The organism is Nocardioides deserti, assembly GCF_014266025.1.
GTDB lineage: Bacteria > Actinomycetota > Actinomycetes > Propionibacteriales > Nocardioidaceae > Nocardioides > Nocardioides deserti.
In genome coordinates this window covers 88,478-114,500 of the sequence record NZ_JACMYC010000002.1, presented here as the reverse complement: position 1 = coordinate 114,500, position 26,023 = coordinate 88,478, and the positions used below count along the sequence as shown (strand labels likewise).

At 73.7% G+C, this 26,023-nt stretch carries 27 protein-coding genes; 13 read left to right on the top strand and 14 right to left on the bottom strand.

Going from position 1 to position 26,023, the window contains the following annotated elements; translation table 11 throughout:
• Positions 1-13: 13 nt before the first annotated feature.
• The 4 genes from H7344_RS03960 to H7344_RS03945 all read right to left on the bottom strand — a co-directional run bounded on the left by H7344_RS03960 (position 14) and on the right by H7344_RS03945 (position 3,883).
• On the bottom strand, positions 14-727 hold the full coding sequence (locus H7344_RS03960; RefSeq protein WP_186344730.1) for a hypothetical protein: 714 nt from the start codon (positions 725-727) through the stop codon (positions 14-16).
• Between the two features lie 9 nt (positions 728-736).
• Positions 737-1,291 carry an SACE_7040 family transcriptional regulator gene (locus tag H7344_RS03955; RefSeq protein ID WP_229707000.1) on the bottom strand — a complete coding sequence of 185 codons (555 nt, stop codon included), beginning with the start codon at positions 1,289-1,291 and terminating at the stop codon, positions 737-739.
• 173 nt (positions 1,292-1,464) lie between these two features.
• Entirely contained in the window at positions 1,465-2,577 is a 1,113-nt protein-coding gene (metX, locus tag H7344_RS03950; RefSeq protein WP_186344728.1) for a homoserine O-acetyltransferase MetX, read from the bottom strand.
• 19 nt (positions 2,578-2,596) lie between these two features.
• Positions 2,597-3,883, bottom strand: coding sequence for an O-acetylhomoserine aminocarboxypropyltransferase/cysteine synthase family protein (locus H7344_RS03945; RefSeq protein ID WP_186344727.1), 1,287 nt, complete (start codon positions 3,881-3,883; stop codon positions 2,597-2,599).
• 125 nt (positions 3,884-4,008) lie between these two features.
• Here H7344_RS03945 and H7344_RS03940 point away from each other — a divergent pair, with 125 nt between their 5' ends.
• The 6 genes from H7344_RS03940 to H7344_RS03915 are packed head-to-tail and all read left to right on the top strand — an operon-like array spanning position 4,009 to position 11,905.
• Positions 4,009-5,559: a carboxyl transferase domain-containing protein gene (locus H7344_RS03940; RefSeq protein WP_308423342.1), complete on the top strand. Its 1,551-nt coding sequence runs from the start codon at positions 4,009-4,011 to the stop codon at positions 5,557-5,559.
• A complete protein-coding gene (locus H7344_RS03935) occupies positions 5,556-7,520 on the top strand; it encodes an ATP-binding protein (protein WP_229706999.1) in 1,965 nt (654 codons plus the stop codon). The genes H7344_RS03940 and H7344_RS03935 overlap by 4 nt, the downstream gene beginning before the upstream one ends.
• Positions 7,517-8,452 carry a hydroxymethylglutaryl-CoA lyase gene (locus H7344_RS03930; protein WP_186344726.1) on the top strand — a complete coding sequence of 312 codons (936 nt, stop codon included), beginning with the start codon at positions 7,517-7,519 and terminating at the stop codon, positions 8,450-8,452. Before H7344_RS03935 ends, H7344_RS03930 begins: the two co-directional genes overlap by 4 nt.
• Complete coding sequence (locus H7344_RS03925) at positions 8,449-9,549, top strand: hypothetical protein (RefSeq protein ID WP_186344725.1); 1,101 nt, start codon at positions 8,449-8,451, stop codon at positions 9,547-9,549. Before H7344_RS03930 ends, H7344_RS03925 begins: the two co-directional genes overlap by 4 nt.
• The gene (locus H7344_RS03920; RefSeq protein WP_186344724.1) at positions 9,546-10,694 is read left to right on the top strand and encodes a hypothetical protein; all 1,149 of its coding nucleotides are present in this window, start codon (positions 9,546-9,548) and stop codon (positions 10,692-10,694) included. The genes H7344_RS03925 and H7344_RS03920 overlap by 4 nt, the downstream gene beginning before the upstream one ends.
• Positions 10,691-11,905 carry a hypothetical protein gene (locus H7344_RS03915; protein WP_186344723.1) on the top strand — a complete coding sequence of 405 codons (1,215 nt, stop codon included), beginning with the start codon at positions 10,691-10,693 and terminating at the stop codon, positions 11,903-11,905. The genes H7344_RS03920 and H7344_RS03915 overlap by 4 nt, the downstream gene beginning before the upstream one ends.
• Here H7344_RS03915 and H7344_RS03910 read toward each other — a convergent pair.
• Positions 11,866-12,570: an EcsC family protein gene (locus H7344_RS03910; protein ID WP_186344722.1), complete on the bottom strand. Its 705-nt coding sequence runs from the start codon at positions 12,568-12,570 to the stop codon at positions 11,866-11,868. The two genes, H7344_RS03915 and H7344_RS03910, sit on opposite strands and share 40 nt — an antisense overlap.
• Positions 12,571-12,606: 36 nt before the next feature.
• Here H7344_RS03910 and aat point away from each other — a divergent pair, with 36 nt between their 5' ends.
• Complete coding sequence (aat, locus tag H7344_RS03905; protein WP_186344721.1) at positions 12,607-13,335, top strand: leucyl/phenylalanyl-tRNA--protein transferase; 729 nt, start codon at positions 12,607-12,609, stop codon at positions 13,333-13,335.
• 85 nt (positions 13,336-13,420) lie between these two features.
• Positions 13,421-13,963: a hypothetical protein gene (locus H7344_RS03900; protein WP_186344720.1), complete on the top strand. Its 543-nt coding sequence runs from the start codon at positions 13,421-13,423 to the stop codon at positions 13,961-13,963.
• Between the two features lie 16 nt (positions 13,964-13,979).
• Here the strand turns inward: H7344_RS03900 and H7344_RS03895 are convergent, their stop codons facing one another.
• Genes H7344_RS03895 through H7344_RS03885 form a run of 3 tightly spaced genes read right to left on the bottom strand, consistent with a single transcriptional unit; the run spans position 13,980 to position 15,655 of the window.
• Positions 13,980-14,315 (bottom strand): rhodanese-like domain-containing protein, encoded by a 336-nt coding sequence (locus H7344_RS03895; RefSeq protein WP_166191712.1) that lies wholly within the window; start codon positions 14,313-14,315, stop codon positions 13,980-13,982.
• 16 nt (positions 14,316-14,331) lie between these two features.
• Positions 14,332-15,198 (bottom strand): Fpg/Nei family DNA glycosylase, encoded by an 867-nt coding sequence (locus H7344_RS03890; protein WP_186344719.1) that lies wholly within the window; start codon positions 15,196-15,198, stop codon positions 14,332-14,334.
• 40 nt (positions 15,199-15,238) lie between these two features.
• Positions 15,239-15,655 carry a DUF4385 family protein gene (locus H7344_RS03885; RefSeq protein ID WP_186344718.1) on the bottom strand — a complete coding sequence of 139 codons (417 nt, stop codon included), beginning with the start codon at positions 15,653-15,655 and terminating at the stop codon, positions 15,239-15,241.
• 65 nt (positions 15,656-15,720) lie between these two features.
• On the opposite strand from H7344_RS03885, the gene H7344_RS03880 reads away from it, so the two are divergent.
• From H7344_RS03880 to H7344_RS03865, 4 genes are all read left to right on the top strand, one after another.
• On the top strand, positions 15,721-15,972 hold the full coding sequence (locus H7344_RS03880) for a hypothetical protein (RefSeq protein WP_166191721.1): 252 nt from the start codon (positions 15,721-15,723) through the stop codon (positions 15,970-15,972).
• A 98-nt stretch (positions 15,973-16,070) separates the two neighbouring features.
• Positions 16,071-17,264, top strand: a complete 1,194-nt coding sequence (locus H7344_RS03875; protein WP_186344717.1) for an ATP-binding protein — start codon at positions 16,071-16,073, stop codon at positions 17,262-17,264.
• A 22-nt stretch (positions 17,265-17,286) separates the two neighbouring features.
• Complete coding sequence (locus H7344_RS03870) at positions 17,287-18,090, top strand: glycerophosphodiester phosphodiesterase family protein (protein ID WP_186344716.1); 804 nt, start codon at positions 17,287-17,289, stop codon at positions 18,088-18,090.
• 26 nt (positions 18,091-18,116) lie between these two features.
• Positions 18,117-19,061 carry a DUF5926 family protein gene (locus tag H7344_RS03865; RefSeq protein ID WP_186344715.1) on the top strand — a complete coding sequence of 315 codons (945 nt, stop codon included), beginning with the start codon at positions 18,117-18,119 and terminating at the stop codon, positions 19,059-19,061.
• 46 nt (positions 19,062-19,107) lie between these two features.
• Here the strand turns inward: H7344_RS03865 and H7344_RS03860 are convergent, their stop codons facing one another.
• From H7344_RS03860 to H7344_RS03840, 5 genes are all read right to left on the bottom strand, one after another.
• On the bottom strand, positions 19,108-20,178 hold the full coding sequence (locus tag H7344_RS03860) for an adenylate/guanylate cyclase domain-containing protein (protein ID WP_229706998.1): 1,071 nt from the start codon (positions 20,176-20,178) through the stop codon (positions 19,108-19,110).
• Between the two features lie 2 nt (positions 20,179-20,180).
• Positions 20,181-20,543 (bottom strand): Crp/Fnr family transcriptional regulator, encoded by a 363-nt coding sequence (locus H7344_RS03855; RefSeq protein ID WP_186344714.1) that lies wholly within the window; start codon positions 20,541-20,543, stop codon positions 20,181-20,183.
• Positions 20,544-20,672: 129 nt separating this feature from the next.
• On the bottom strand, positions 20,673-21,926 hold the full coding sequence (locus tag H7344_RS03850) for an arginine deiminase (RefSeq protein WP_186344713.1): 1,254 nt from the start codon (positions 21,924-21,926) through the stop codon (positions 20,673-20,675).
• Positions 21,927-21,945: 19 nt separating this feature from the next.
• Positions 21,946-22,548 carry a TMEM165/GDT1 family protein gene (locus H7344_RS03845; RefSeq protein WP_186344712.1) on the bottom strand — a complete coding sequence of 201 codons (603 nt, stop codon included), beginning with the start codon at positions 22,546-22,548 and terminating at the stop codon, positions 21,946-21,948.
• Between the two features lie 12 nt (positions 22,549-22,560).
• Complete coding sequence (locus H7344_RS03840) at positions 22,561-23,415, bottom strand: prephenate dehydratase (protein WP_186344711.1); 855 nt, start codon at positions 23,413-23,415, stop codon at positions 22,561-22,563.
• 23 nt (positions 23,416-23,438) lie between these two features.
• Between H7344_RS03840 and H7344_RS03835 the strand changes: the two genes are divergently transcribed.
• A complete protein-coding gene (locus tag H7344_RS03835; protein WP_229706997.1) occupies positions 23,439-23,846 on the top strand; it encodes a DUF4446 family protein in 408 nt (135 codons plus the stop codon).
• Positions 23,847-23,875: 29 nt separating this feature from the next.
• Here the strand turns inward: H7344_RS03835 and H7344_RS03830 are convergent, their stop codons facing one another.
• A complete protein-coding gene (locus H7344_RS03830; protein ID WP_186344710.1) occupies positions 23,876-25,825 on the bottom strand; it encodes a flavin-containing monooxygenase in 1,950 nt (649 codons plus the stop codon).
• Between the last annotated feature and the right edge of the window lie 198 nt (positions 25,826-26,023).

Here is a 26,023-nt window from a genome sequence, read left to right as displayed (position 1 = left end):
CGATCCGAGCCGGTCAGAAGTCGTAGGAGCCGCAGGCCCGGTCCCGCACCGCCCGCCACGACGCCTCGTCGACCGGGCTGCCCGGCTCGATGTCGTGGAAGTCCTGCAGCGGCGCCATCCGCGCGACCGTCGCCTCGTCGTAGCGGCCGGTGACGCGCTCCTCCGGGAAGCGCGCCGGGTCGATGTCGACGAGCATCCCCTGCAGCGCGCGGACCCAGATGCCGAGCTCCTGGTCGACCGGCATCCCCAGGCGCAGCTCGGGCATGTCGGCGGTCGGCAGCACGCAGACGCAGCGCACCAGGTCCGTGGTCCCGGCGGTCAGCACGGTGAGGACGTCGCCCTTGTGCGCGCTGGTCATCCGGTCGGCGCAGGGCTCGACGAGGTCGTCGTGCGGGCCGAGGTACGCCGCCCAGGTCGGCGTCGCGCGGTCCTCGTCCTGGGCCCAGCGGGTGTCGCAGGAGTCGGCGGTGCGGAGGTAGCGGACCGCGTCGCCGTGGTCGGCCACCGCCCCCCGCAGCGCGGTGGGCGTGTCACCGGTCGCGACGACGAGGACGGCCTGGCCGGTGCAGCCGAGGTCGACGTGCTCGACGCCGAGCCGGAGCGGGTCGTCGGCCACCCGGGTCTGCCCGCGGTCCGGGTCGTCACCACCGTCGAGCAGCCCGGCCGCCACCCCGCCGCCGGTCCCCAGGACCGCGGCGAGCACCAAGACGACGAGCCGGCTGCGCACGAGCCGAGACTAGGGCCGGGGCACGCCCAGCGCGGCCAGCGCCATGTCGACCAGCAGCGCGTGCATCGGCTCGTCGGGCAGCAGCCCGCTGTGCGGGGTGGAGTTGAGCAGCCCGAACGTCGCGTGCGCCATCGCCCGCGCGCGGTCCAGCACCAGCCCGGCGTGCACCAGCCGCAGCTGCTCGGCCCACAGGTCGACGTACTCCCGCTGCAGCGTGCGGACCCGCTCGCGGGCCGCCGCCGGCAGCGACTCCCAGTCGCGGTCCTGCACCACGATGAGCGAGCGCTGACCCAGCGCGAACGACGCGTGCCAGTCGACCAGCGCCGCCAGCGCCGCCGCCGGGCCGTCCGCCTCGGCCACCCGCCGCCGCCCGACCGCGAGCAGCTCCTCGCTGATCGAGACCAGCATCTCGGCGAGCATCGCGTCCTTGGACGGGAAGTGCTTGTAGAGCGCCGGCCCGCTGATCCCGCACGCCGCCCCCAGGTCGGCCACCGACACCCCGTGGAACCCTCGCGCCGCGAACAGCTGCGCCGCCGTCACGAGGATCTGCGCGCGCCGGGTCACGGCCGTCAGGTTAGCGGTTGTTAACCGGGTGCAGGCGTACCGCGGCGTCAGCATCCCAAGTGAACCTGGGAAACCGACGCTTCTCGGCCATTGCCATGGCAGGGAACCTCCAGCATCCCAAGTCAACTTGGGATGCTCGCACTTCCCTGCCTTTCCTACGCCCGAGCGAGGCCTCAGTCGACCAGGAACGCCCGCAGCCGGTCGTGGTAGCCGGGCGGCTCGAGGAGGAACGAGTCGTGCCCCCAGGGCGAGGGCAGCTCGAGGCAGTCGACGTCGACGCCGCAGGCGACGAGCTCGCGGGCCATCCGCTCGGACTGGCCGGTGTCGAAGCGCCAGTCGGAGTCGAAGGAGGTGACCTGGAAGCGGGTGGCGGTGGCGCGGAGCCGGTCGGCGGTCCAGGGGTCGGCGAAGGGGTCGAAGTAGTCGAGCAACCGGGTCAGGTAGAGGTAGGACAGCGCGTCGAAGCGGTCGAGGAACACCTCGCCCTGGTGCTGCAGGTAGTGCTCGACCTCGAAGTCGGGCCCCATCCGCCAGTCGTCACCGGTGCCGGTGCGGCGGTGGCCGAACTTCGCCTCGAGCGAGGCCGCGGAGACGTAGGTGATGTGGGCCATCATCCGCGCGACCTTCTGGCCGAGCCGCGGCTGGACGCCCTTCTCGGCGTACCGCCCGTCGTGGAAGTCCGGGTCGCTCATGATCGCCTCGCGCGCCACGGAGGAGAACGCGATGTTCTCGGGCGTCAGCCGCGAGGAGGCGGCGACGACGACGGCGCGGTCGATCTCGTCGGGAGCGTCGATGACCCACTGGAGCACCTGCATCCCGCCGAGCGACCCGCCGACGGCGGCGTGCAGCCGGGACACCCCCAGGGAGCGCAGCAGCCGCCGGTGCACGGCGACCAGGTCGCTCATGTGCAGCATCGGGAAGTCCAGGCCGTACGCCGCGCCGGTGGCGGGGTCCGTCGAGAGCGGCCCGGTGGTTCCCGAGCAACCGCCGAGCAGGTTGGCCGAGACGACGAAGAACCGGTCGGTGTCGACCGGCTTGCCCGGGCCGATCAGGTTGTCCCACCAGCCGCGCTTCTTGGCGCCGAGGTGGAGCCCCGCGGCGTGGGCGTCGCCGGTGAGCGCGTGGCAGACGAACACCGCGTTGTCGCGGGCGGGGGAGAGCTCGCCGTACGTCTCGTAGGCGACCTCGACGTGGTCGAGCCGGCCGCCGCCACGCAGGACCAGCGGGTCGTCCTCGGTGAAGAGGACGACCCGCTGCGTCTCGACGTACCCGAGCGGACCGCTCATGGGTTGGTGCTCGAGGGCGTCACTTGGTGGCGGTCAGCGCCTGCTCGAGGTCGGCGATGATGTCGTCCACGTGCTCGATGCCGATCGAGAGCCGCACCATGTCCTCGGGGACACCGGCCGCCTCGAGCTCCTCGGGCGTGAGCTGGGAGTGCGTGGTCGTGGCGTTGTGGATCGCCAGCGACTTCGCGTCGCCGATGTTCGCGAGGTGGCTGAACAGCTGCAGCGACTCGATGAACGTCCGACCACCGTCGCGGCCGGCCTTGAGGCCGAAGCTGACGAGGCCGCCGTACCCCTTGCCGGTGAAGGTGCGGTCCGCGACCTCCTTGTACGCGCTCGACTCCAGGCCGGGGTAGCTCACCCACGACACGGCGTCGTGGCCCTCGAGGTACTTCGCGACCGCCAGCGCGTTCTCGCTGTGCCGCTCCATCCGCAGGTGCAGCGTCTCGAGGCCCTGGAGGAAGAGCCAGGAGTTCATCGGCGTAATGGCGGCGCCCGTGTTGCGGAGCAGGACGGTGCGGGCGCGGATGATGTACGCCGCCGGGCCGGCGGCCTCGGTCCACACCGCGCCGTGGTAGGCCGGGTCGGGCTTGGTCAGGCCGGGGAAGCGGTCGGAGTGCGCGGCCCAGTCGAACTTCCCGGAGTCGACGATCACGCCGCCGATCGACGTGCCGTGGCCGCCGATGTACTTGGTCGCGGCGTGCACGACGACGTCGGCGCCCTGCTCGATCGCGCGCACGAGGTACGGCGACGGCGTGGTGTTGTCGATGACCAGCGGGAGGCCCTGGGCGTGCGCGGCCTCGGACCAGGCGGGGATGTCGATGACGTTGATCCGCGGGTTGCCCACGGTCTCGCCGAAGACCATCTTGGTCTTCTCGTCGACGTGCTGGGCCAGCTCCTCGGGCTTCTCGGGGTCGACGAAGCGGACCTCGATGCCGAACTGCGGCAGCGTGTGGGCGAACAGCGCGTAGGTGCCGCCGTAGAGCGTGGAGAGAGCGACGATGTTGTCGCCGGCGTAGCAGAGGTTGAGCACGGCGTACGTCGTGGCGGCCGAGCCGCTCGCGGTCGCCAGGGCGCCGACGCCGCCCTCGAGCTGGTTGATCCGGTCCTCGAACACCGACTGGGTCGGGTTCATGATCCGCGTGTAGATGTTGCCGGGCTCGGCCAGCGCGAAGAGGTTCGCGGCGTGCTCGGTGTCGTTGAAGACGTACGACGTCGTCTGGTAGATCGGGACCGCCCGCGCGTTGGTGGCGGGGTCGGCCTGCTCCTGGCCGGCGTGGACGGCGAGGGTCTCGGGGCTGTGCGACACGTGTTCCTCCTGGTGGGGTGGGCGCGGTCAGCGTGAAGTCATGTGGGTCACTGGACCGTGACGGTCCGCGGGGCGGACGCGCCCGTCGCTCGACGCTACCGGTTAACGATCGCTAACCTGCCCGGGTGACCCAGGACCTGAGATCGCTCGTCGAGGACCTGCGCGAGCGCCTCGCCGTCGCCCGGCTCGGCGGCTCGGCGGCGGCCCGCGAGAAGCACACCGCCCGCGGCAAGATGCTCGTCCGCGATCGCGTCGACCGGCTGCTCGACCCGGGCAGCGCGTTCCTCGAGCTGAGCCCGCTCGCGGCGACGGGGATGTACGGCGCTCCCGGCGAGACGCCGGTGCCGTCGGCCGGCATCGTCACCGGCATCGGTCGGATCAGCGGCCGCGAGTGCGTGGTCGTCGCCAACGACGCGACCGTCAAGGGCGGCACGTACTACCCGGTCACCGTCAAGAAGCACCTGCGCGCCCAGCAGGTCGCGGCGGACAACTCCCTCCCGTGCGTCTACCTCGTCGACTCCGGCGGCGCGTTCCTGCCGCTGCAGGACGAGGTCTTCCCCGACCGCGAGCACTTCGGCCGGATCTTCTTCAACCAGGCCAACCTGTCGGCCCGAGGCATCCCGCAGGTCGCCTCGGTCATGGGCTCCTGCACCGCCGGCGGCGCCTACGTCCCGGCGATGTCGGACGAGACCGTCATCGTCAAGGAGCAGGGCACGATCTTCCTCGGCGGTCCGCCGCTGGTGAAGGCCGCCACCGGTGAGGTCGTGACCGCCGAGGAGCTCGGCGGCGGCGACGTCCACGCGCGCACCTCCGGCGTCGTCGACCACCTCGCCGAGGACGACGCCCACGCGCTCGCGATCGTGCGGTCGATCGTCTCCACGTTCGAGCGGCCGCCGCACCGGGCCACCGGGTCCACGCCCTGGGAGGTCCGCGAGGTCGAGGAGCCGGCCGAGGACCCGGAGACGTTGTACGACGTGGTCCCCGCCGACACGCGCACGCCGTACGACGTGCGCGAGGTCATCCGCCGCGTCGTCGACGGCAGCCGGTTCCAGGAGTTCAAGAAGCTCTACGGCGAGACGCTGGTGACCGGGTTCGCGCACATCTGGGGCCATCCGGTCGGGATCGTCGCGAACAACGGGATCCTGTTCAGCGAGTCGGCGCTCAAGGGCGCGCACTTCATCGAGCTGTGCAACCAGCGCGGGATCCCGCTGGTCTTCCTGCAGAACATCTCGGGCTTCATGGTCGGCCGGGAGTACGAGAACAAGGGCATCGCGCGCGACGGCGCCAAGCTGGTCACCGCGGTCGCCTGCTCGGTGGTCCCGAAGTTCACCGTCGTCATCGGCGGCTCCTTCGGGGCCGGCAACTACGGCATGTGCGGGCGCGCCTACGACCCGCGCTTCCTGTGGATGTGGCCCAACGCCCGGATCTCGGTGATGGGCGGCGAACAGGCCGCCTCGGTGCTGGCCACGGTCGCCGGGAGGCCCGAGGACGAGGACCTCAAGGCCCCGATCCGCGAGCAGTACGAGACCCAGGGCTCGCCCTACTACGCCACCGCCCGGCTCTGGGACGACGGCGTCATCGACCCGGCCGACACCCGCCGCGTGCTCGGCATGGGCCTCGCGGCCGCCGCCCACGCCCCGATCCCCGCGCCGTCCTACGGCGTCTTCCGAATGTGAGCCGGACGATGCGGACCCCGCTGCCCTTCCGAACCCTCCTGGTCGCCAACCGGGGCGAGATCGCGCTGCGCGTCTTCCGGACGGCCGCCCGCCTCGGCGTCCGCACCGTGGCGATCCACACGGATCTCGACGCGACCGCGCCGCACGTGCGCGCGGCCGACGACGCGGTCCGGGTGGGCAGCTACCTCGACGTCGACGAGGTGGTCGCAGCCGCGGTGGCGGTCGGTGCCGACGCGGTCCACCCCGGCTACGGCTTCCTGTCGGAGCGGTCGGCCTTCGCGTCCGCGCTGGAGGCGGCCGGGGTCACGCTGGTCGGCCCGTCCGCGCAGGTCATGGAGCAGATGGGCCGCAAGGACCTCGCGCGCGACGTCGCGGTGGCCGCCGGCGTGCCCGTCGTGCCGTCGTACGCCCTCGACGACGACCCGGCCACGTTCGCCTATCCGGTGCTGGTCAAGGCCGCGGCCGGTGGCGGCGGCAAGGGCATGCGCGTGGTCCGCTCGGCCGCGGAGCTGCCCGAGGCCCGGGCGGCGGCGGCACGTGAGGCGGCGAGCGCCTTCGGCGACGACACGCTGCTGGTCGAGAAGTACGTCGAGCGCGGCCGCCACCTCGAGGTGCAGGTCGTCGGTGACGCCCACGGCACGGTGCTGGCCTTCGGGGAGCGGGACTGCTCGACCCAGCGCCGCCACCAGAAGGTCCTCGAGGAGGCGCCTGCGCCCACGATCGACGAGGCCACCCGCGCCGAGATCGCCCGCGCGGCGGTGGCGCTCGCGTCGCGGGTCGGCTACGTCGGTGCCGGCACGGTCGAGCTCCTCCTCGACGACGCGACCGGCGAGTTCTACTTCCTGGAGATGAACACCCGGCTCCAGGTCGAGCACCCCGTCACCGAGCTCGTGCACGGTGTGGACCTGGTCGAGCTCCAGCTGCACGTCGCGAGCGGCGGCCGCCTCGACGGGCCCATCGACGGCCACGGCCCGTCCACGCCGTCCGGCCACGCCATCGAGGCCCGGGTGTACGCCGAGGACGCGTTCGGCGGGTTCCTGCCACAGGCCGGGCGGGCCGACCTCGTCCGGTGGCCGAGCGGTCCGGGCATCCGGGTCGACCACGCGCTGGAGAGCGGCCAGGTCGTGTCCACCTCCTACGACCCGATGCTCGGCAAGGTCATCGCCCACGGTCCCGACCGCGAGTCCGCGCGGCAGGCGCTGCTGCGCGCGCTCGAGGGCACCGCGGTCACCGGGCTGACCACCAACACCGGTTTCCTCCGCGCGCTGGTGGCGAGCGACGAGTTCCGCGACGCGGCGATCGACACCGCCTGGCTGGACCGTCACGAGCTCGCCCCGCCCACCGCCGACGAGGCGCGGCTCTTCGCGGCCTGGACCTCGGCGTACGCCGTGTCCCCGGCTGCCGGCGCCGGCGGGGACAGGGCGTCGCACCCGTTCCAGGCCGACGGCTGGCGCCTCGCCGGGCCGTCCGCACCCGTCGTCGTCGAGCTCGACCGCCCCGTGACCGTCGAGCACGCCCGGCTCGGCGTGCCCGGCACCGTCGACGACGTGCGCGTGACCGCCGTGGCCGTGGACGAGCTCCGTCCCGGGCACGAGGTCGTGCTGGAGGTCGACGGCCGGCGCCGCCGCGCGGTCGTCGACGTCCGAGCCCACACCGTCGAGGTGGTGCTCGACGGCCAGCGCCACGTCTTCACCCGGCCCGACGTCACCGCGGACTCCGGACCCGCCGCCGGCGACGGCTCCGTCGTGGCGCCGATGCCCGGCACGGTGCTCGACGTCCGCGTCGCCGAGGGGCAGCAGGTCACGGCCGGGGAGCTGCTCGGGGTGATGGAGGCGATGAAGATGGAGTTCGCGCTCACGGCGCCGTACGACGGCGTGGTCACCGCCGTGGACGCGGTGGCGGGCAAGCAGGTGGCGCTGGGGGCGCGCCTGTTCGAGGTGACGGGTACCGACCAGGCATGACGACCGCTCCCGCACCGACGCTCCCGACCAGCGTCACCGTCTACGAGGTCGGCCCCCGCGACGGCCTGCAGAACGAGGCCGGCCAGGTGCCGACCGAGGTCAAGGCCGCGTTCGTCGAGCGGCTGCTGGCCGCCGGACTCCCGATCGTGGAGGCGACGAGCTTCGTCCACCCCAGGTGGGTGCCGCAGCTCGCCGATGCCGCGGAGATGCTGGCGCTGCTCGAGGAGCGGATCGGCGACCGCGCGCGCGACCTGCCGGTGCTCGTCCCCAACGACCGCGGTCTCGACCGCGCGCTGGAGCTCGGCTGCCGGCACGTCGCGGTCTTCGGCTCCGCGACCGAGACCTTCGCGCAGCGCAACCTCAACCGCTCCTACGACGAGCAGTTCGCGATGTTCGAGCCGACCGTCCGGCGCGCACGGGACGCCGGGATGCAGGTCCGCGCCTACCTCTCGATGTGCTTCGGCGACCCGTGGGAGGGCGCCGTCCCGGTCGAGCAGGTCGTGGCCGCCGGCCGCCGGCTGCTCGACCTCGGCGCGAGCGCGCTCAGCCTCGGCGACACGATCGGCGTCGGCACGGCCGGCCAGGTGGGCGAGCTGGTCGCCGCCTTCGGCGAGGCCGGGATCGGGCCGGAGCGGCTCGCGATGCACTTCCACGACACCTACGGCCAGGCGCTGGCCAACACCTACGCCGCCCTGCAGGCGGGCATCACGACGTTCGACGCCAGCGCCGGCGGGCTGGGCGGCTGCCCGTACGCGAAGAGCGCCACCGGCAACCTCGCGACCGAGGACCTGCTGTGGATGCTGCGCGGGCTGGGCATCTCGACGGGTGCCGACCTGGACGCCGTCGTCGCCACCAGCGCCTGGATGGCGCGGCAGCTCGGGCGGCCCAGTCCGTCGGCGGTCGTCCGCGCCCTGGCAGGATCCGGGTCGTGACCACCCGCCGCGTCTTCCTCCACGTCGGGGCGCCCAAGACGGGCACGACGTACGTCCAGGACCGGCTGACCCGCAACGCCCGGTCGCTCGCGCGGCACGGCGTGCACGTGCCGACCGGGTCGCCGCTGGTGACCCCGGCGCTCTTCCACTTCCGGGCGGCGCTGGACCTGCTCGGCCAGGACTGGGGCGGCGCGCCCGGCCACGCCGAGGGTGCCTGGGACGCCCTCGTGCGCAAGGTCCACAAGCTGTCGGGGACGGTCGTGGTCAGCCACGAGATCCTCGCCCCGGCGACGCCCGCCCAGATCGCCCGCGCCAAGCGCGACCTCGGCGGCGAGGGCGTCGAGCTGCACGTCGTCTACAGCGCCCGCGACCTCGCGCGGCAGGTGCCGGCGGCGTGGCAGGAGAGCATCAAGCAGGGCCGCAAGTGGAGCTACCGGCGCTACCTCGCCCGCACCCGCGAGGGCCGGCCGTGGTTCTCCCGCGCCTTCGACCTGCCGACCGTGCTCGACCGCTGGGGCGCGGACCTGCCGCCCGAGCACGTCCACCTGGTCACCGTGCCCCCGCGCCGCGTCGTCGCGCAGCGCAGCGACGAGCTGTGGCTGCGCTTCTGCACGGCGCTCGGCATCGACCCGGGCTGGGCGCCGCGCGACAGCGACCGCGCCAACCAGTCGCTCGGCATCGTCGAGACCCAGGTCGTGCGCCGGCTGAACCGCCGGATGGACCGCGCCACCCGCCGCGAGGCGTCCTACGACGAGCTGATCCGGGAGATGCTCGCCCAGGAGGCGCTCGTCGGGCGACGGTCGACGCCGGTGCTGCTGCCGCCGGACATGTACCCCTGGGCCGAGGAGCAGGCCGAGCGCTGGATCTCCTGGGTGCGCGGGTCCGGCATCCACGTCGTCGGCGATCTCGAGGAGCTCCGCCCGGGGACCCCGCCCGAGGAGTGGCGCGATCCCGACCGCGTCCCGCCCAAGCAGCAGGTCAACGTCGCGCTCGACGCGCTCGCGGCGATGACCCGCGAGGCCGCGCGCCGCGACGACCCCGATCAGGCGCTCTGGCGCCGCGCGCGCACGCACCTCGAGCGGCTGCGCAAGCCGTGACCTCGGCCGGGACGCCGGGCGGGACATCGGGCGAGCGGCGGGCCTGGGGCTGGGTCACCTCGCTCCGCAAGGGCGGCACCACGCCCTGGGCCGCGTGGACCGGCGAGGCCGAGGCCCGCGGCCGGGTCCTGCCCGGAGCCCAGCAGCTCGAGCTGCTGCGGCGGCTCAACGAGGCGGGCCGTCCCGAGCCTCAGCTGGTACGCCGCGTGCTGGAGGCGAGCGCGCCCGGCCGGGGCCGCCCCGACCTGGAGCTCGTGGGGGCCGTCGACCCCGGCCCGTTCGGCCCGCGTCCGGTCGACCCGGCCGACCTGCCCGACGACGAGCTGGTCCGCGTGGCCACCTCGGTCCTCGCCGAGGACCTCGCCGCCACCGCGCTGCCCGACCACGCCGACCCAGCCCGCCGCGGGCCCGGCCGGCCGCCCTGGCGCCGCCGGTTCCGCCTGGTGGGCGACCCGTGGCTCGCCGACGCGGCCCGACACGCGCTCGCCGAGCGGGGGCGCCACCCGGGCGGGCGCGGCGCCACCGTGCTCGTCCTCGCCGACGACCTCGCCACGATGCTCACCGACGCCTGGCGCTCCCGCGTCCTCGGCGAGGGCGCGCCGCCCTGGCGCGACTGGCTCGACGACGCCGTCTCCCGCGACCGGGTGCCGCCCCGGGTCGACGTGCTCCGCGCGCTGCGCACCTGGTCCGACCGGGTCGGCTGCGACCGGGTCCGGCTCGTGCTGGACCCCGCCGCGCTGCCCCGGCTGGCCGGCACCCGGCGGCCGCTGCCCCCGGCCCCGGCCCTCCCCGCCGATGGTGCCGAGCTGGCGCGACGGACCGCCCCGGTGCTCGGCCTGCTCGCGCTGCCCGAGCGGCGCGCCCGGCTGCTCCGCGAGGCGCTCCTGCCCCGGCTGGTCGCCGCCGGCGGCCCGCCCCTCGGCGTACCTGCGGAGCTGGAGGGGTGGGTCCACGACCGCGCGGAGTGGGTCCGACGCGAGGTGCTCGCCGCTGGCTACCCTGTCGTCGGCGACGTCGACCGGCTGCTGCCACGGGTCCGCGAGGGCGCCCGGGAGCCCTCGGACGCCGGCGTGCTCGACCTCGCCGTCCGCCTGCTGCTGGCGGGCGCGAGCCAGGACCACCAGAGGGGGAGCGAGGACCGATGAGCGCCAAGGTGCTCCTCCACGTCGGCACCCCGAAGACCGGCACGTCGTACGTCCAGGACGTGCTCTTCCGCAACCAGCGGCTGCTCGCCGAGCACGGCATCCTCTACCCGGCCGACCGCTTCGACGCCCACTTCCTCGCCGCCCTCGACCTGATGCGGCTGCCGTGGGGCGGGCTGGAGACCGAGGCCGTCGGCGCCTGGGACCGGCTCGCCGAGCGCGTCCGCGAGCACCGCGGGACGGCGATCGTCAGCCACGAGATCCTGGCCACCGCGTCCCGCTCGCAGGTCGGCCGTGCGCTCGAGTCGCTCGGCCACGGGTCCGGCACCGAGGTGCACCTGGTGCTGTCCGTGCGCGACCTGGTCCGCCAGATCCCGGCGGAGTGGCAGGAGAACGTCAAGCACCGGAGCACGCTCAGCTACGCGGCGTTCCTCGAGCAGGTCCGCGACCCCGCACGGGAGAGCCGGATCGCCACGTGGTTCTGGGGCGTGCAGGAGATCCCCGACATCCTCGACCGGTGGGGCCACGACCTGCCGCCGGAGCGGGTGCACCTGGTGACCGTGCCGCCGCCGGGCGGGGCGCCCGAGCTGCTGTGGCAGCGGTTCAGCCGGGTCTTCGGCCTCGGCGACGTCGACCTCGACCTCCACGCCGAGCGGGCCAACCCCTCCCTCGGCGTGCCGGAGACGGCCCTGCTGCGGCGGGTCAACCGGGCCGCCAACAAGGTCGTCGAGCCCGCGCACTACCGCCCGCTGGTCCGCGAGCTGCTCGCCCACCAGACGCTCTCGCGGCGCATCCGGTCGCCGCGGCTCGCGCTGCCGCCGGCGGTCCACCCCTGGGCCCAGCAGCTGGCGGCCGCCTGGTCCGAGGAGGTCGCCCGACGCGGGTACGACGTCGTCGGCGACCTCGCCGACCTGGCCGGCGCCCCGCCGCTCTCGCGGTGGTCCGACCCCGACCGGCCGGCCGAGAAGCAGGTCGCCGGCGCCGCGGTCGACGCGATCAAGGCGCTGCTGCTGGAGAACGTCCGGCTGCGCGAGGAGGAGGCCCGCCTGCACGGCGAGCTGGACGAGGCGCGCCGGGCGCTCGACCGGTCCTACCTGCGGCCGTCGTACCGGCTGCGCGAGAAGCTCGTCCGCCGGCTCCAGGGCGGCCGGGCCGGGCGCGGCGCGCTCGCGGTCTACCGCCGGTTGCGGGGCAGGAGCTCGCGGTCGGCGTAGCGGCCGACCCGCCAGGTCGCGTAGCCATCAGCACCCATGCCGACCAGCCCGCCGACCACCGGCACCCGCCGGCCGACGGTCGTCGCGATCCGCTTGCCGGCGACCTTGGTGATCAGCTCGGTGGCCACCTCGGCGGACACGATCGCGTCGAGGTCGGGGTCGTGGGCCGGCGCGGTGGCCAGCGCCATCGGGGGAGCGGGGAGCTTGCGCTGCTTGACCAGCTCGTCGACCTTGTCCTCCCCGAGCAGGGTCACCAGCACCGCGTTGCGCACCCGCGGGTCGTCGAGGTCGTAGCCGCGCAGGTGCGCGATGCCCGCGATCATCCGGCACTGGATGAGCGCCTGGCCGGTGATGTTGGCCGGGATCGTCAGCGCCGCGGTCACCATGCCGCCGACGTTGGTGGTGAAGCCGCTGGCGCCGGAGTAGCGCACGTGGTTCTCGATCACCTCGTGCACGGCCTTCTCGACGTCGCCCTTCTGCTCGGCGAGCTGCTTGTCCGCGGCCGCGGCGGCGGGCGGGAGCGGGCCCACGCCCTGGATCGCGCGCTGCAGCGCTTCGCGGACGAACGACGTCGTCAGCCCCGGCGCGAGCTGCGCGAACTTCGGGGCGAGCTGACGCCCCAGGTGGCCGGTGACGGTGCCAGCGATGCCGCGCTTGCCGCTCATGGCCCCATCGTAGGGAGCGGTCGCTAACGTCGGCCCGTGCCCGACCCCCAGCCCGACGAGCCGCCGGAGCCCGTGGAGCCGCCGCCGTCGGCGTGGGCCTTCGGCGACCCCACCGCGTACGACGCGCTCGACGACCTGGTCGCGATCGGCGCCGACCTCGAGCCCGGCACGCTGCTGGCCGCCTACCGCCACGGGCTCTTCCCGATGCCGTCGGGCACGCCCGGCGACCCGATGTACTGGTTCAGCCCGGTCCGCCGCGGCGTGCTGCCGCTCGACGGGCTCGTGGTCTCGCGGTCGCTGCGGCGCTCGTGCCGGGACCACGAGGTCCGAGTCGACACGGCGTTCGCCGACGTGCTCTCCGCCTGCGGCGACCCGAGCCGGCCGCAGGGCTGGATCGACGACGACGTCCGCGCGGCGTACCTCCGCCTCCACGAGCTGGGCTGGGCGCACTCGGTCGAGACCTGGCGCGACGGGGAGCTGGTGGGCGGGTTGTACGGCGTGGCGATCGGCGGGTTGTTTGCGGGGGAGTCGATGTTCCACCGGGCGCGGGACGCCTCGAAGGTCGCGCTCGTCGGTCTGGTCGACCGGCTGCGCGACGAGCACGCCGCCGACCGGTTGCTCGACGTGCAGTGGTCGACGCCCCACCTGGCCTCCCTCGGCGTGGTGGAGGTGCCGCGGGCGACGTACCTCGCCCGGCTGCGGCGGGCGCTGCCGCTGCCCCGACCCGCCCGGCTGGTCCGGACCCCGGCGGAGGTGCGGGAGTGAACCGTGCCAGTCTGGGCAGGGTGAGCCGGCGTGGACGGCCGCCCCGGACCGCCGCCGCACCCGTTCCCGAACCGTGAGGACCCCGATGACCCAGCCGCTGACCCGCACGCGCACCCTGCGCCGCGCCGTCGCCACCACGTCGCTCCTGCTGCTCGCCCCCTTCGCCGCCGCGTGCGGGGGCGGGGACGACGACGAGGCCGGCTCGGCGCCGCAGGACGCCTCGTCGGAGGACTTTTGCGAGGCCTACACGAGCATCTTCGACTCGCTGCTCGCCGCGCCCACCGACTCCGGCCAGGGCGAGCAGGAGGAGGCCGCGGTCGACGCGCTCAAGAAGTGGAGCGAGCGGATGCGCGACGTCGGCACGCCCGAGGACCTGCCCGAGGACGCCCGCAAGGGCTTCGAGCTCGTCCTCGACGAGGCCTCCGACATCGATGACGTCAGCGACCTCGACGACCTCGAGGACTCCCAGGACTACTCCGACGCCGAGCAGGAGCAGGCCCAGGCGCTGAACACCTGGATCACCGAGAACTGTGCCGACTCCATGCCCGGGCTGCCCTCGGGCGACCCGAGCGCGGACCCCTCTGATGCGCTGCCCTCGGAGCCCAGCAGCACCGAGACGACCGAGTAGCCGCTCGGTCGGGGGGTCAGACGACCTGGGGCGGCTGGCCGGTCTCGCTGACCATCGGCCGGCCGGCCGCCTGCCAGTCGAGCATCCCGCCGTCGAGGTTGACCACGTCGAACCCCTGCTGCGCCAGGTAGCCCACCGCCTGCGCCGAGCGCCCGCCGACCTTGCACACCACCAGCGTCTGCCCCGTCGGCAGGTCGGCCAGCCGCTGCGGCAGGTCCATCAGCGGCACGTGCACCGCGCCCTCGATGTGGCCGTGCTGCCACTCGACCGGCTCGCGGACGTCGAGCACCGCTAGCCCCTCCGGGAGCGGGTCCGGCACGCCGTCGATGGTCACCGTCGGGATTCCGTTCATGGGTCCAGTGTGGCGACTACTTGAGCAGCTTCGACATCCGCCGGTCGGCGAGCGGCTTGCCGCCGGTCTGGCAGGCGGGGCAGTACTGCAGGCTCGAGTCGGCGAAGGACACCTCGCGGACGGTGTCGCCGCAGACCGGGCACGGCTGGCCGGTGCGGCCGTGGACGGCGAGGTGCGACTTCTTCTCGCCCTTCAGCTCGCTCGCCGCGAGGCCGCGCGAGCGGTCGACCGCGTCGCCGATGGTGGTGCGCAACGCGGCGTACAGGCTCTGCAGCTCCTCGCCCTCGATCGAGCTCGCCGGCTTGTACGGCGACATCCGCGCCGCGTGCAGGATCTCGTCGGAGTAGGCGTTGCCGATCCCCGCGATCGTGCCCTGGTGGCGCAGCACGCCCTTGATCTGCTTGCGCCCCTCGCGCTGGAGGATCTCGCCGAGCCGCTCGGCGGTGAAGTCGTCGGTCAGCGGGTCGGGGCCGAGGGTGGCGATGCCGGGCACGTCGTGGGGGTCGCGCACGACGTACATCGCCAGGCTCTTGCGCGTGCCCGCCTCGGTGACGTCGAGCCCGGAGCCGTCGTCGAGCACGATCCGCACCGCCAGCGTCGACTTGTTGCTGGGCTTCGGCGGGATCGTCGGCACCTCGTCGCGCCACCGCACCCAGCCGGCGCGGGCCAGGTGCAGCACCAGGTGGGTGCCGGAGCAGTCGAGGTCGAGGAACTTGCCGTGCCGCGTCACGTCGTCGACCAGCGTGCCCTCGAGCGCCGACAGCGGCGGGTCGAAGGTCTTCAGCGCACTGAACGCCGCGATGTGCACCTTGACGATCGCGCGTCCGTCGAGCCGGCCCTTGAGGTCGAGGGCCAGCGCTTCCACCTCGGGCAGCTCGGGCACGTCGCGAGCCTAGCCATCCCCGTCCAGCAGCGGGTCCGGCTCAGGCGTCGTACTTCTCGCGGTGCTCCTGGCGGAGCCGGCGGTACGTCGCGTCGCCGGCCGCCGCGTCCCACGCGGCCTTGAACACCGCCGCAGCCTGCGCCTTGACCTGCGCCTTCTCGCCCTCCTGCCGGTTGGCGTACCGGCGGGCGCGGGTGTAGCCCATCTGGAGGTACTTGCGCGCCAGGTCCGCCCCGACGAAGTCGCCGTCCGCGAGGTAGCCCCGGAACCGCTCGGTGATCGCCGCGCTCGACCGCTCCGCCTTCTCCACCGTCGCGAACTCCCACAGCGGCAGCAGCTCGGACTTGTAGGGCTCGACGTGGAACACGCCCTGCTCGCCGCGACCCACGGCGTACAGCTCCGGGTGCTCGCGCAGGTCGAGCGAGGCGTAGTCGAGGGAGTAGTCGAAGCCGCGCACGACGTCGCGGTACCCCTTGGCCCGACCCCGTGACAGGGACCACTCCTCGGGGGCACCATGGGTCGATGACCGCCGCGCGCCCGCTCCCGGTCTCGGGCTCCATCCACCTCGACGCCCGAGGTGGCGACCGCGCGCTGCGGGTCTCGTGGCACCACGAGTCCGGCCTGGTCGTGCTGTCGCTGTGGCACGGCAACGTCTGCTCCGGGTCCTTCCGGCTCCCCGTCGACGAGGTCCCCGCTCTCGTCGAGGCGCTGCGCACCGGTCTCGACCAGCAGTACGACGTCGCCCTCGGCCGCCGGCTCGACTCCGCCGGCTGACGCGTCTGCACCCGCCCGCGGCGCCGCTGTCGCTGTCGCTGTCGACACGCGTCTAGCGGATCCCCTAGACATCGGGATATCGCCGATACCGTCGAGCCATGGACCCGATCCGCAACCCGTACGCGCCGGGCGCCGGCCAGCGCCCGCCGGAGCTGGCGGGGCGCGACCGCGAGCTGGAGCAGTTCGACATCACCCTGGAGCGGGTGGCGGCGGGGCGGCCGGAGCGGAGCATGGTGCTCTCCGGTCTCCGCGGCGTCGGGAAGACCGTGCTGCTCAACGCGCTGCGCAGCCAGGCGGTGAAGCGGGCGTGGGGGACCGGCAAGATCGAGGCGCGGCCCGACCGCAGCATCCGGGTGCCGGTGGCGCAGGCGGTCCACGCCGCGGTGCGGGAGGTCGCCCACCGCCACCGCGACCCCGACCGCGTCGATCAGGTGGCCGGCGTGCTCAAGGCGTACGCGCTGCGCACGACCCTCGCCGACCGCAAGGGCCTCGGCTGGGTGCCTCCGCTCGACGTGCCGGCCACCAAGGGCCGCGCGGACTCCGGCGACCTGGAGCTGGACCTGCTCGAGCTGTTCACCGACGTCGCGAGCCTGGCCGGCGACCTCGGCGTCGGGATCGCGGTCTTCGTCGACGAGATGCAGGACATCGAGGCCGGCGAGCTGGCCGCGCTGTGCGGTGCGTGCCACGAGATCAGCCAGCAGGGCGCGCCGCTGGTCGTGGTCGGTGCGGGCCTGCCGCACCTGCCGGTGGCGCTGGCGGCGTCGCGGTCCTACTCCGAGCGCCTCTTCCGCTACGTCTCCGTCGACCGGCTGCCGCGCGAGATGGCCGACCGGGCCTGGCGGGTGCCGGCGGCCGACGAAGGCGTGGAGTTCGAGCAGGAGGCGCTCGACGAGCTCTACCGCCTCACCGACGGCTACCCCTACTTCGTGCAGGCCTACGGCAAGGTCGTCTGGGACGCCGCGGTCGGCTCGCCGATCGGTGTCGACGACGTCGCCGAGGCCGCGCCGCTGGCCGAGGCGGAGCTGGCGATCGGCTTCTTCGGGGCGCGCTACGAGCGGGCGACGCCGGCCGAGCGCGACTACATGACCGCGATGGCCGACCTGGGGGCGGACGGCGCCACGGGCGACGGCCCGGTGGCCACCGCCGAGGTGGCCCGCCACCTCGACCGCAAGCCGCAGTCGCTCTCCCCGGCGCGCGACGGGCTGATCAAGAAGGGCCTGGTCTACTCCGGCGAGCGGGGCTCGGTCGCGTTCACCGTGCCCCACTTCGGCCGCTTCCTGCGCGCCCGCTGAGCCGGTGGGGGACGATGGACCGGTGCGTCCCGACCCCGTCCCGGCGAGCCGTCCGCAGGTCGTCGCCCACCGCGGCGCCAGCGAGGAGCGGGCCGAGCACACGCTCGGGGCGTACGTCGCCGCGCTGGACGCCGGCGCCGACGCACTCGAGTGCGACGTCCGGCTGACCGCAGACGGCCACCTGGTCTGCGTGCACGACCGCAACGTCAAGCGGACCGCCACCCGTCGCGGCGTGGTCTCGACGATGGAGCTCGCCGAGCTGGCCGAGCTCGACTTCGCCTCCTGGAAGAACCCCTGGGCCGACCTCGACGACGAGGCGCCGGAGCGCGACGAGGAGCACGACCGCGTGCTCACGCTGCGCAAGCTGTGCGAGGTCGCCGCCGACTACGACCGCCGCATCGAGGTGGCGATCGAGACCAAGCACCCGACGCGGTACAGCGGGTTGGTGGAGAAGCGGGTCGTCGAGCTGCTGCGCGACTTCGGCTGGGACCGGGCCGGCACGCCCGCCCGGGTGATGAGCTTCAGCTTCACCGCGCTGCAGCGGGTCGAGCGCCTCGCGCCGGAGGTGCCCCTGGTGATGCTGATGGAGCGCGCGCAGTACTGGCCGGCGCTGCGCCGGGTCATCGGCAAGGACTGGCTGGTCGGTCCGGGCGTCGAGGAGCTCGCCGACCACCGGTGGCTCGGCCCGCGCATCACCCGCGCCGGGCACGACATGCACGTGTGGACGGTCAACAGCCGCGACCACCTCGACCTGTGCCTGGAGCTGGGCGTCAAGGCGGTCATCACCGACCGCCCGGCGTACGTCCTCGACCAGCTCGGCGCCTGACTTCTCGGTACACCTAGTCTTCGCCCATGGCGAAGAAGTCCCGCACCAAGTCCCGTACGACGGCCGGCGCCGCTCCCGCCGAGGGCGCGGTCGGCCCGCGCCAGCCCTGCCCGTGCGGCTCGGGCAAGCGCTACAAGGCGTGCCACGGCGCGCCGGGCGGCGCGGTCGCGGCGTACGTCGCCCGCCCCTTCGAGGGCCTGCCCTCGGAGTGCGACATCGTCGCGATGCGCGAGCTCGTGCCCGCCGCGACCGCGCCGCTGACGCTCAAGGACGACCCGGAGCGGACCGTGCTGCTCGCCTCGCTGCTGCCGATGGCGGCCCCCGCGATGGCGCGCGAGAGCGGCCAGACCTGGCTCGGCCTCCAGGTCCAGCACGCCTTCGGCGACCCGTCGCGCGACCTCGCCGCGGCGCTCCAGGCCGCCCTCGCGGCCGACGAGCCGGGCATCGTCAGCATGGTGGAGCCGCCCGTCGAGGGCCCGCGCCTGCAGGACCTGGTGACGGGCGACAAGCTCGACGTCACCGTGCACGAGGGCTTCGAGTTCTGGATCGCCGACCTCGAGGACACCACCGGGATGGAGGCCGCCCTCGAGCAGGCCAACGGCGCCGCGACCCCGACGGCCCGCCTGACCGGCGTCGAGGCGGCGTACTGGACCAACGTCGGCACCAAGGAGCACCTGCGCTGGGTGATGCCCGAGCCCGAGGACGAGCTGCTCACCGCGCTCGCGCGGCTGCACGTCGCAGGCCGCGACGTGCTGGTGCCGGACTCGCGCTTCGTCGGGATGTTCCGCGCGCACGGCCTGCTCGCCCCGGTCTGGGACCTGCCGCTCGGCACGGGCGCGGAGGCACTGGAGGAGCCGGCAGACCGGTTCGCCCAGGACCTCGCCGAGGCGCTGGCCGATACCTCCGACCTCACCTCCGAGGAGCGCTCCGCCCGGTCCGGCCTCGCCGGCCGTCAGGTGACGATCCGCTGACCGATGGCGAGAGGGGCACGGTCCGTGCCCCTCTCGCCAGCACGCCTCACCCCGCCGCTCGGCGCAGCACCCACGGCTGGAGCCGCGAGTAGCCCTTGACCGACGTGCGCCGCACCCGGCGGAAGCGGTACGGCCGGTCGTCGGTGCCCGGGCGCGGGTCGCCGACGCCGTCGTCCTCGTCGGCCTCGGTCCCGGCCTCGTCGTCGGTGCGGCCGGAGAGCGCCTCGTAGGCTCCGCGATCGACCAGCACCGTGCCCGGCCGGGCGACCGAGGTCAGCCGCGCCGCGATGTTGACCGTCGGGCCGAACACGTCGCCGAGCCGGCTGACCACCTCGCCGTACGCCATGCCGGCGCGCACCTGCGGGAACGGGTCGTCCTCGTCCGCCCCGCGCTCGACCATCGCCAGCGCCGCCGCCGCCGCGGCGGCCGGGTCGTCGGCGACCAGCAGGACCTCGTCGCCGATGTTCTTGATGACGCGTCCGCCGTGCTCGACGGCGATGTCGGTGCAGACCGACTCGAAGCCCTCGAGCCAGCCGACCAGGCCGGCCTCGTCGAGGGACTTGCTGCGCGAGGTGTAGCCGACGATGTCGACGAAGACGACGGCCAGCGGGGCGGCGGGCGATCCGGGGGTGTCGACCGCCAGCAGCCGTCCGGCGGCGCTGACCAGGTGGCGGCGCCACACGTAGGCCTGCAGCGCCTCCACCCGGGGGAGCACCTCCTCGGCCAGCTCAGCGACCCGGGCCACCGGGTCGCCCACGCCCTCCTCGAGCGCGACGTCGGCCAGCAGCGTGGTCTGCCACTCGGCCAGCCGGGCGAAGCTGCGGCCCCACGTGCGCACCAGCGCGGCCTGCCGGTCCTCGGTGAGGACGCCGAGCTCGACCAGCTCGACGGCCTGCCGCAGCGACGCGACGTCGAGCGGGGTGAACGCGACGTCGTCGTGGTCGGCCTGGGGGAACCCCAGCCACCGCCACAGCTCCTCGGCGACCTCCTCGTCGACGCCGGACTGCTCCAGCACCTGGTCGCGGGTGAGGCTAGGCGTCCCCTCGAGGAGGAACCGCTCGACCGCGTCGACGGCGCCGGTCAGGTCGAGCCGGTCGCCCCCGGCGCCGTCGGCCACGGCTAGCGGGACTGGACCACGGCGTTCAACGCCTCGCGGAACGACGGCATCTCGTCGCACAGCTTCTCGACGGCCTCGGCCGTGAGGTGGATGAGGTCCAGCGGGGTCAGCGCGACGATCGAGGCGGTGCGCAGCGAGTGCCCGACGATGGCCTTCTCGCCCATGATGTCGCCCGGCCCGAGCTGCGCGATCTCCTCCTTGCCCCGACGGACCGACACGCGCCCCTCGAGCAGGATGTACGCCTTGTCGGCAGGGGTCCGCTCCGAGATCGGCGACCAGCCCTCGGGCAGGTGCACCCGGGTGCCGGCGGCACTGATCCGGGCGACCTCCTGCGGGGTGAAGCTCTCGAAGAACGAGACGCTCATGTGCGTTCCTTCCTCACCGCGAACGGTGCGACGGCGGGTCCCCTCCCGACGCCGATCCTCGCAGACCGCCCCTGACCTGGAAAGGAGACAGCCGACACACCCCCCGCAGGCGCGAGCGGGAACGCGACCTCAGGCAGGCAGCGGGTCGCGCGCGACCGGGCAGCTCATGCAGCGCGGGCCGCCGCGTCCGGAGCCCAGCTCGGAGCCGGCGATCCGCACGACCTCGATGCCGGCCGCCTCGAGGCGGTCGTTGGTCTCGACGTTGCGCTCGTAGGCCACCGCCACCCGCGGGGCGAGCGCGAGGGTGTTGTTGCCGTCGTCCCACTGCTCGCGCTCGGCGGTCACGGGGTCCAGGCCGGTGTCGATCTGGTGGAGCGCGTCGATGCCCATCGCCCGCGCGGCCGCCACCAGGAACGGTTCGGCGCGAGCCACCTCGAGCACCTGCGCGCCGGCGTCGTCGGCCGGCTCGGCCAGCGTGACGGCGTACGCCGTGAGGGAGTCGGCGATGTTGGGGTACATCACGATCTTGTCGACGTCGACCATCGTGCAGACCGTGTCGAGGTGCATGGTGGCCCGCTCCTGGGCGATGGGCACCGCGAGCACCGTGTGGGCCAGGTCGGCGTGGAAGACCTGCCGGGCGAGCCGCTCGACGCCCGCGGGCGTCGTCCGCTCGCCGACGCCGACCGCGATCACGCCAGGTGCGAGCAGCAGCACGTCGCCGCCCTCGACGTGCTCGTTGTGCCAGCCGTGCAGGCGACGCGTCCCGCGGAAGCGCGGGTGCTCGGTGTAGATGAGCTCGGTCAGCTGGGTCTCGCGCTTCCGGGCCGGCATCGACAGCGACGTGATCGCGACCCGGTCGCGGACCCAGACGCTCGAGTCGCGGGTGAACAGCAGGTTCGGCAGCGGGTCGACGAGGAAGTCGTCGCGGGCGAGCAGCGAGGTCACCAGGCCGAAGCCGCCGCGGACCTCGTCGTTGCGGATGCCGGCGGTGAGGTACTCCGTCAGCTCCGCCGGCGAGGCGTCGCGCAGGAACCCGGCGAGGTAGCCGCGCATCGTGTCGCCGAGGTGCAGCCCGGTCAGCGCCGAGGTGATCGCGTGGTTCCGTGCCGACTCCTGCTCGAGGGTCTCGGTCAGCAGCTCGGTCAGGTAGAGCACCTCGACGTCGCGGCCGCGCAGCGCCTCCGCGAAGGCGTCGTGCTCCTCCTGGGCGCGGGCCACCCACGGGATGCCGTCGAAGAGCAGCTTGTCGTTGTTGCGCGGGGTCAGCCGCTTGAGCTCCGGGCCCGGGCGGTGCAGCACGACCGTCCGCAGGCGACCGACCTCGCTGTCCGCCCCGTGCGGGACGGCGTTCCGGGCAGCGTCGGTGCTCGCGGGCTCGCTCATGGCCGGAACTGTAGGCCGCTCAGCGCACGAGCTCCCAGATCAGGAACGCCTCCAGCACCAGGCAGACCGCGGCGCCGGCGTAGAAGAGCACGTGCATCGGCACCCACCGCATGAGTGCGCGCCCGACGACCACCGCGAGGCCACTGACCGCGAGCAGCGCGCCGAGGGCACCGAGGAAGACCTCGAGCGGCGCCTCGTAGCGAGCCACCAGCGAGATCGTCAGCAGCTGGCTCAGGTCGCCCCACTCGGCGGCGAGCAGCACCAGGAACGACGCCAGCACCGCGCGCCAGCCGGTCGCCGGCCTGGCCTTCTCGGCGAACTCGTCGCCCTCGTCGGCGGCGGCCTCCCGCTGGTGCGCCCGCGCCTCGCGCAGCAGCACGAACGCGCCGACGAGGAACAGCACGGCGGCGGCGATCTTCACCACCTCCTCGGGCAGGAACGACGCCGCGTGGCCCAGCAGCACGGCGATCGTCGTCTGCACCGCGAAGGCCAGCCCGACCCCCAGCCACACCAGCAGCGGGCGGTACCGCGTCGAGAGGACGAGCGTGGCCAGGAACGTCTTGTCCGGCAGCTCGACCACGAAGATGGTGCCGAAGGCGATCGCCGCGACGGCGAGATCCATGGAGTGCAGCTTTCAGTAGCGGAAGGGGTCGGCGGGGTAGACGCCGAGGACCTTGACGTCGGTGGTGAAGAACGCCAGCTCCTCGAGCGCCCGGGCCAGGCCCGGGTCGTCGGGGTGGCCGTCGACCTCGCAGAGGAACTGGGTCGCGGTGAACTCCCCGCCGACCATGTAGCTCTCCAGCTTGGTCATGTTCACGCCGTTGGTGGCGAACCCGCCGAGCGCCTTGTAGAGCGCGGCCGGCAGGTTGCGGACGTTGAAGATAAAGCTGGTGACGACCGGCCGGTCACCGCGCTCGGCGTGGAACGGCTCGGGGGACAGCACCACGAACCGGGTGGTGTTGTGGTCCTCGTCCTCGACGTCCTCGGCCAGCACCTCGAGGCCGTAGATGTCGGCGGCCAGCGGCGGCGAGATCGCCGCCTGCGTCGGGTCGCCCGCCTCGGCGACCTCGCGGGCGGCGCCGGCGGTGTCGCCGGAGATCACCGGGGTCAGCCCGTGCTCGCGGATGACGCGCCGGCACTGGCCGAGCGCGTGCACGTGGCTGTGGACGGTGCGGATCGAGTCCAGCGAGGCGCCGGGGACGCCCATCAGGTGGAAGCGGATCCGCAGGAAGTGCTCGCCGATGATGTGCAGCCCCGAGCCGGGCAGGAAGTGGTGGATGTCGGCCACCCGCCCGGCGATGGAGTTGTCGATCGGGATCATCGCCAGGTCCGCGCTGGGTTCTGTTCCTGGGGCGGCCGCGACGGCGGCGAAGACGTCCTCGAACGACGCGCACGGCACGGCCTCCCAGTCCGGGTAGTGCTGGGCGCACACGATGTGCGAGTTGGCTCCGGGTTCGCCCTGGTAGGCGATGCGGCGGGCGTCGGGCACGGCCGCAGTCTAGGGTCGGCGCCGTGGACGTCCTCGCGGTGCTCTCCCTGCTGGTCGCCCTGGTGGCGGTCATGTTCGCGGTGCTCGCGCTGCGGCGCACCGCCTCGGCCCCGCGCTCCGTGCCGGTCGACGCCCTCCCCGAGGACGTGCACGGCCTGCGCCAGGAGGTCGCCGCGCTGCGGGCCGAGACCCGCGACGCGCTCCGCCACCTCGCGGTCGTGCGCTACGACGCGTTCGGCGACATGGGCGGGCACCTCTCGTGGTCGCTCGCGCTGCTCGACGACGGCGGGAACGGTGTCGTGCTCACCTCGATCCACGGGCGCAGCGACTCGCGCACCTACGCCAAGAACGTCGCCGGCTGGACCTGCGAGCAGCAGCTCTCCCCCGAGGAGGAGGAGGCGATCGGGGCGGCCCGCCCCACCGCTGGTTGAGCTTGAGGCCAGAGCAGCGACCGCGGTGATCAACCAGCGGTCGGGGTGGTGACGGGCTCCACGACGTAGTCCGCGAGGTCCACGTCGCGGGTGAGGGTCCAGTAGTCGATGATCCGCCAGGGAAGGACGGAGACGACGCGGCCATCGGCGTTGCGGTACCAGTTGTCCATCGCCGGGTGGGTCCAGACCATCTGGGCGTGGGCATCGTCGACGCGACGGTTGTAGTCCTCGCAGACGCCCGCGCGGCACTCCAGCGCCCCGGCGCCCTCGCGCACCATCGCCGCGAGCGCGGCCATGATGTAGCGCACCTGGCACTCCAGGATCGTGATGTAGCTGCCGCCGTGGCCGAGCGCGGTGTTGGGCCCGGTCATCACGAAGAAGTTGGGGAACTCCGGGATCGTGATGCCGAGGTAGGCCCGGGCGTCGTGGTCGCCCCACACGTCGCGGGTGCTGCGGCCGGTCCGGCCGACGACGTCCATCGGGTAGAGCATCCGGTCCGCGTGGAAGCCGGTCGCGAGCACGACGACGTCGTACTCCCGCTCGACGCCGGCGGAGTCCACCAGCCCGGTCGGGGTCACCGCGGTGACCGACTCGGTGACCAGCTCGACGTGCGGCTGGCGCAGCATCCGGAACCACCCGTTGTCGAGCAGCATCCGCTTGCCGAAGGGCGGGTAGTCCGGGAGCGACTTGGCGACGAGGTCCTCGCGGTCGCCGAGCTCGGCGCGCAAGTAGCGCTCGTAGAAGCCGCGGTGGCCGTGGTTGGCGGCGTTGATCGAGGCGCGCTCCTCGGGCCACTCGGGGTCCACCTGCAGGGTCGGGTGGACCTTGTCGTTGAAGATCCAGGAGAGGCGGGCGCGGTACCAGCCGCGGTAGTACGGCACGTGCGACATCACCCAGTGCACGTCGTCGCCGACAGGCTCGAAGTAGAGATCGTTGGGCGCGACCCACTGTGGCGAGCGCTGGAAGACGCTCAGCGAGCCGACGGTGTCGACGATTGCGGGGCCGACCTGCATCGCGCTGGCGCCGGTGCCGACGATCGCCACGCGCTTGCCGGCGAGCCCGGAGACGGGGAGGTCCTCGGGCCACTCCGCGGTGTGGAAGAGCGGCCCCTCGAAGGAGTCGATCCCGGGCAGGGCGGGCACCTTCGGGCGGTTGAGCAGGCCGACGGCGCTGATGAGCACCGGCGCGGCGAGCTCGGTCTCGGTGCCGTCCGCGGCGCGGGCGCGGACCCGCCAGCGCTGGGCGGAGGCGTCGTACGACGCGTGCGTGACCTCGGTGCGAAAGCGGATCCGCTCGCGCAGCCCGTGGGCGTCGGCGAACGCGTCGAGGTAGGCCTGCACCTCGTCGCGCTTGCCGAAGTGGGTGGACCAGTCGTGGTCGAAGAAGGAGTACGAGTAGAGGTAGCTGGGGGTGTCGACGCCGGCGCCGGGGTAGCGGTTCTCGTACCACCCGCCGCCCACGCCGTCGTTCTTCTCCAGCACCACGTGCGGGACACCGGCCTCGGCCAGGCGGACGGAGGCGAGCATGCCGGCGATGCCGGCGCCGACGACGATCGCCTCGAGGCCGTGCCCGGCGCGAAGGGGCGCAACGGCGGGAGTCGGGGTGCCGCGGACGATCTCGGCCATCATCGGCGCGAACTCGTGGGGCACCTCCTCGCCAGCGGTGAAGTCCAGCAGCTGCACCACGTCGTCGTCGGACGGCGCCGGCAGCGCGGGCGCGCGCCCGGCCCAGTGCTCGCGGACCGCCTCGGCCACCGCAGCGCGGATCTCGGCCTGCACGTCGTCGGGCAGCCCACCGCTGCGGTTGTCGTCCATGCCGCGCGGGCGGGTGGGCCGGTAGTGGTCGGTCAGCCACCGCTGGTCCCCGGTGAGCTGGACGAGCACCGCGAGGAGCGTCGGCACGTTCGCCGCCTCGAGGGCGGTCTCGAGACGGTCGGCGTCCGCCGGACGGTGGGTAGTCGGCTCCGCAGTCTGGGTCACGCCGTAAAACTAACAGCCGGTAGTCCGTGCTGCCAAGGAGTGTCTCGAGGACGTCTCGCGTGGCGGCGGTGCGGGCTCCCGGTTCGTAACAGTCGCGTTCGCAAAAGTTGGCGGCACGGGGTTGACGTCTAACTGGCAGCCGTTAGTCTCTGCGACAGCGATCACACTAACGGTGGTCAGTCAGTGAGAGGAAGATCC

Excerpts from the sequence above, each read along its gene's own strand:
- metX (WP_186344728.1), bottom strand. The coding sequence starts at position 2,577 with ATGAGCGGTCCGCTCGGGTACGTCGAGACGCAGCGGGTCGTCCTCTTC.
- H7344_RS03930 (WP_186344726.1), top strand. The coding sequence starts at position 7,517 with ATGACGACCGCTCCCGCACCGACGCTCCCGACCAGCGTCACCGTCTAC.
- H7344_RS03915 (WP_186344723.1), top strand. The coding sequence starts at position 10,691 with ATGAGCGCCAAGGTGCTCCTCCACGTCGGCACCCCGAAGACCGGCACG.
- H7344_RS03910 (WP_186344722.1), bottom strand. The coding sequence starts at position 12,570 with ATGAGCGGCAAGCGCGGCATCGCTGGCACCGTCACCGGCCACCTGGGG.
- H7344_RS03900 (WP_186344720.1), top strand. The coding sequence starts at position 13,421 with ATGACCCAGCCGCTGACCCGCACGCGCACCCTGCGCCGCGCCGTCGCC.
- H7344_RS03895 (WP_166191712.1), bottom strand. The coding sequence starts at position 14,315 with ATGAACGGAATCCCGACGGTGACCATCGACGGCGTGCCGGACCCGCTC.
- H7344_RS03880 (WP_166191721.1), top strand. The coding sequence starts at position 15,721 with ATGACCGCCGCGCGCCCGCTCCCGGTCTCGGGCTCCATCCACCTCGAC.
- H7344_RS03875 (WP_186344717.1), top strand. The coding sequence starts at position 16,071 with ATGGACCCGATCCGCAACCCGTACGCGCCGGGCGCCGGCCAGCGCCCG.
- H7344_RS03865 (WP_186344715.1), top strand. The coding sequence starts at position 18,117 with ATGGCGAAGAAGTCCCGCACCAAGTCCCGTACGACGGCCGGCGCCGCT.
- H7344_RS03855 (WP_186344714.1), bottom strand. The coding sequence starts at position 20,543 with ATGAGCGTCTCGTTCTTCGAGAGCTTCACCCCGCAGGAGGTCGCCCGG.
- H7344_RS03850 (WP_186344713.1), bottom strand. The coding sequence starts at position 21,926 with ATGAGCGAGCCCGCGAGCACCGACGCTGCCCGGAACGCCGTCCCGCAC.
- H7344_RS03845 (WP_186344712.1), bottom strand. The coding sequence starts at position 22,548 with ATGGATCTCGCCGTCGCGGCGATCGCCTTCGGCACCATCTTCGTGGTC.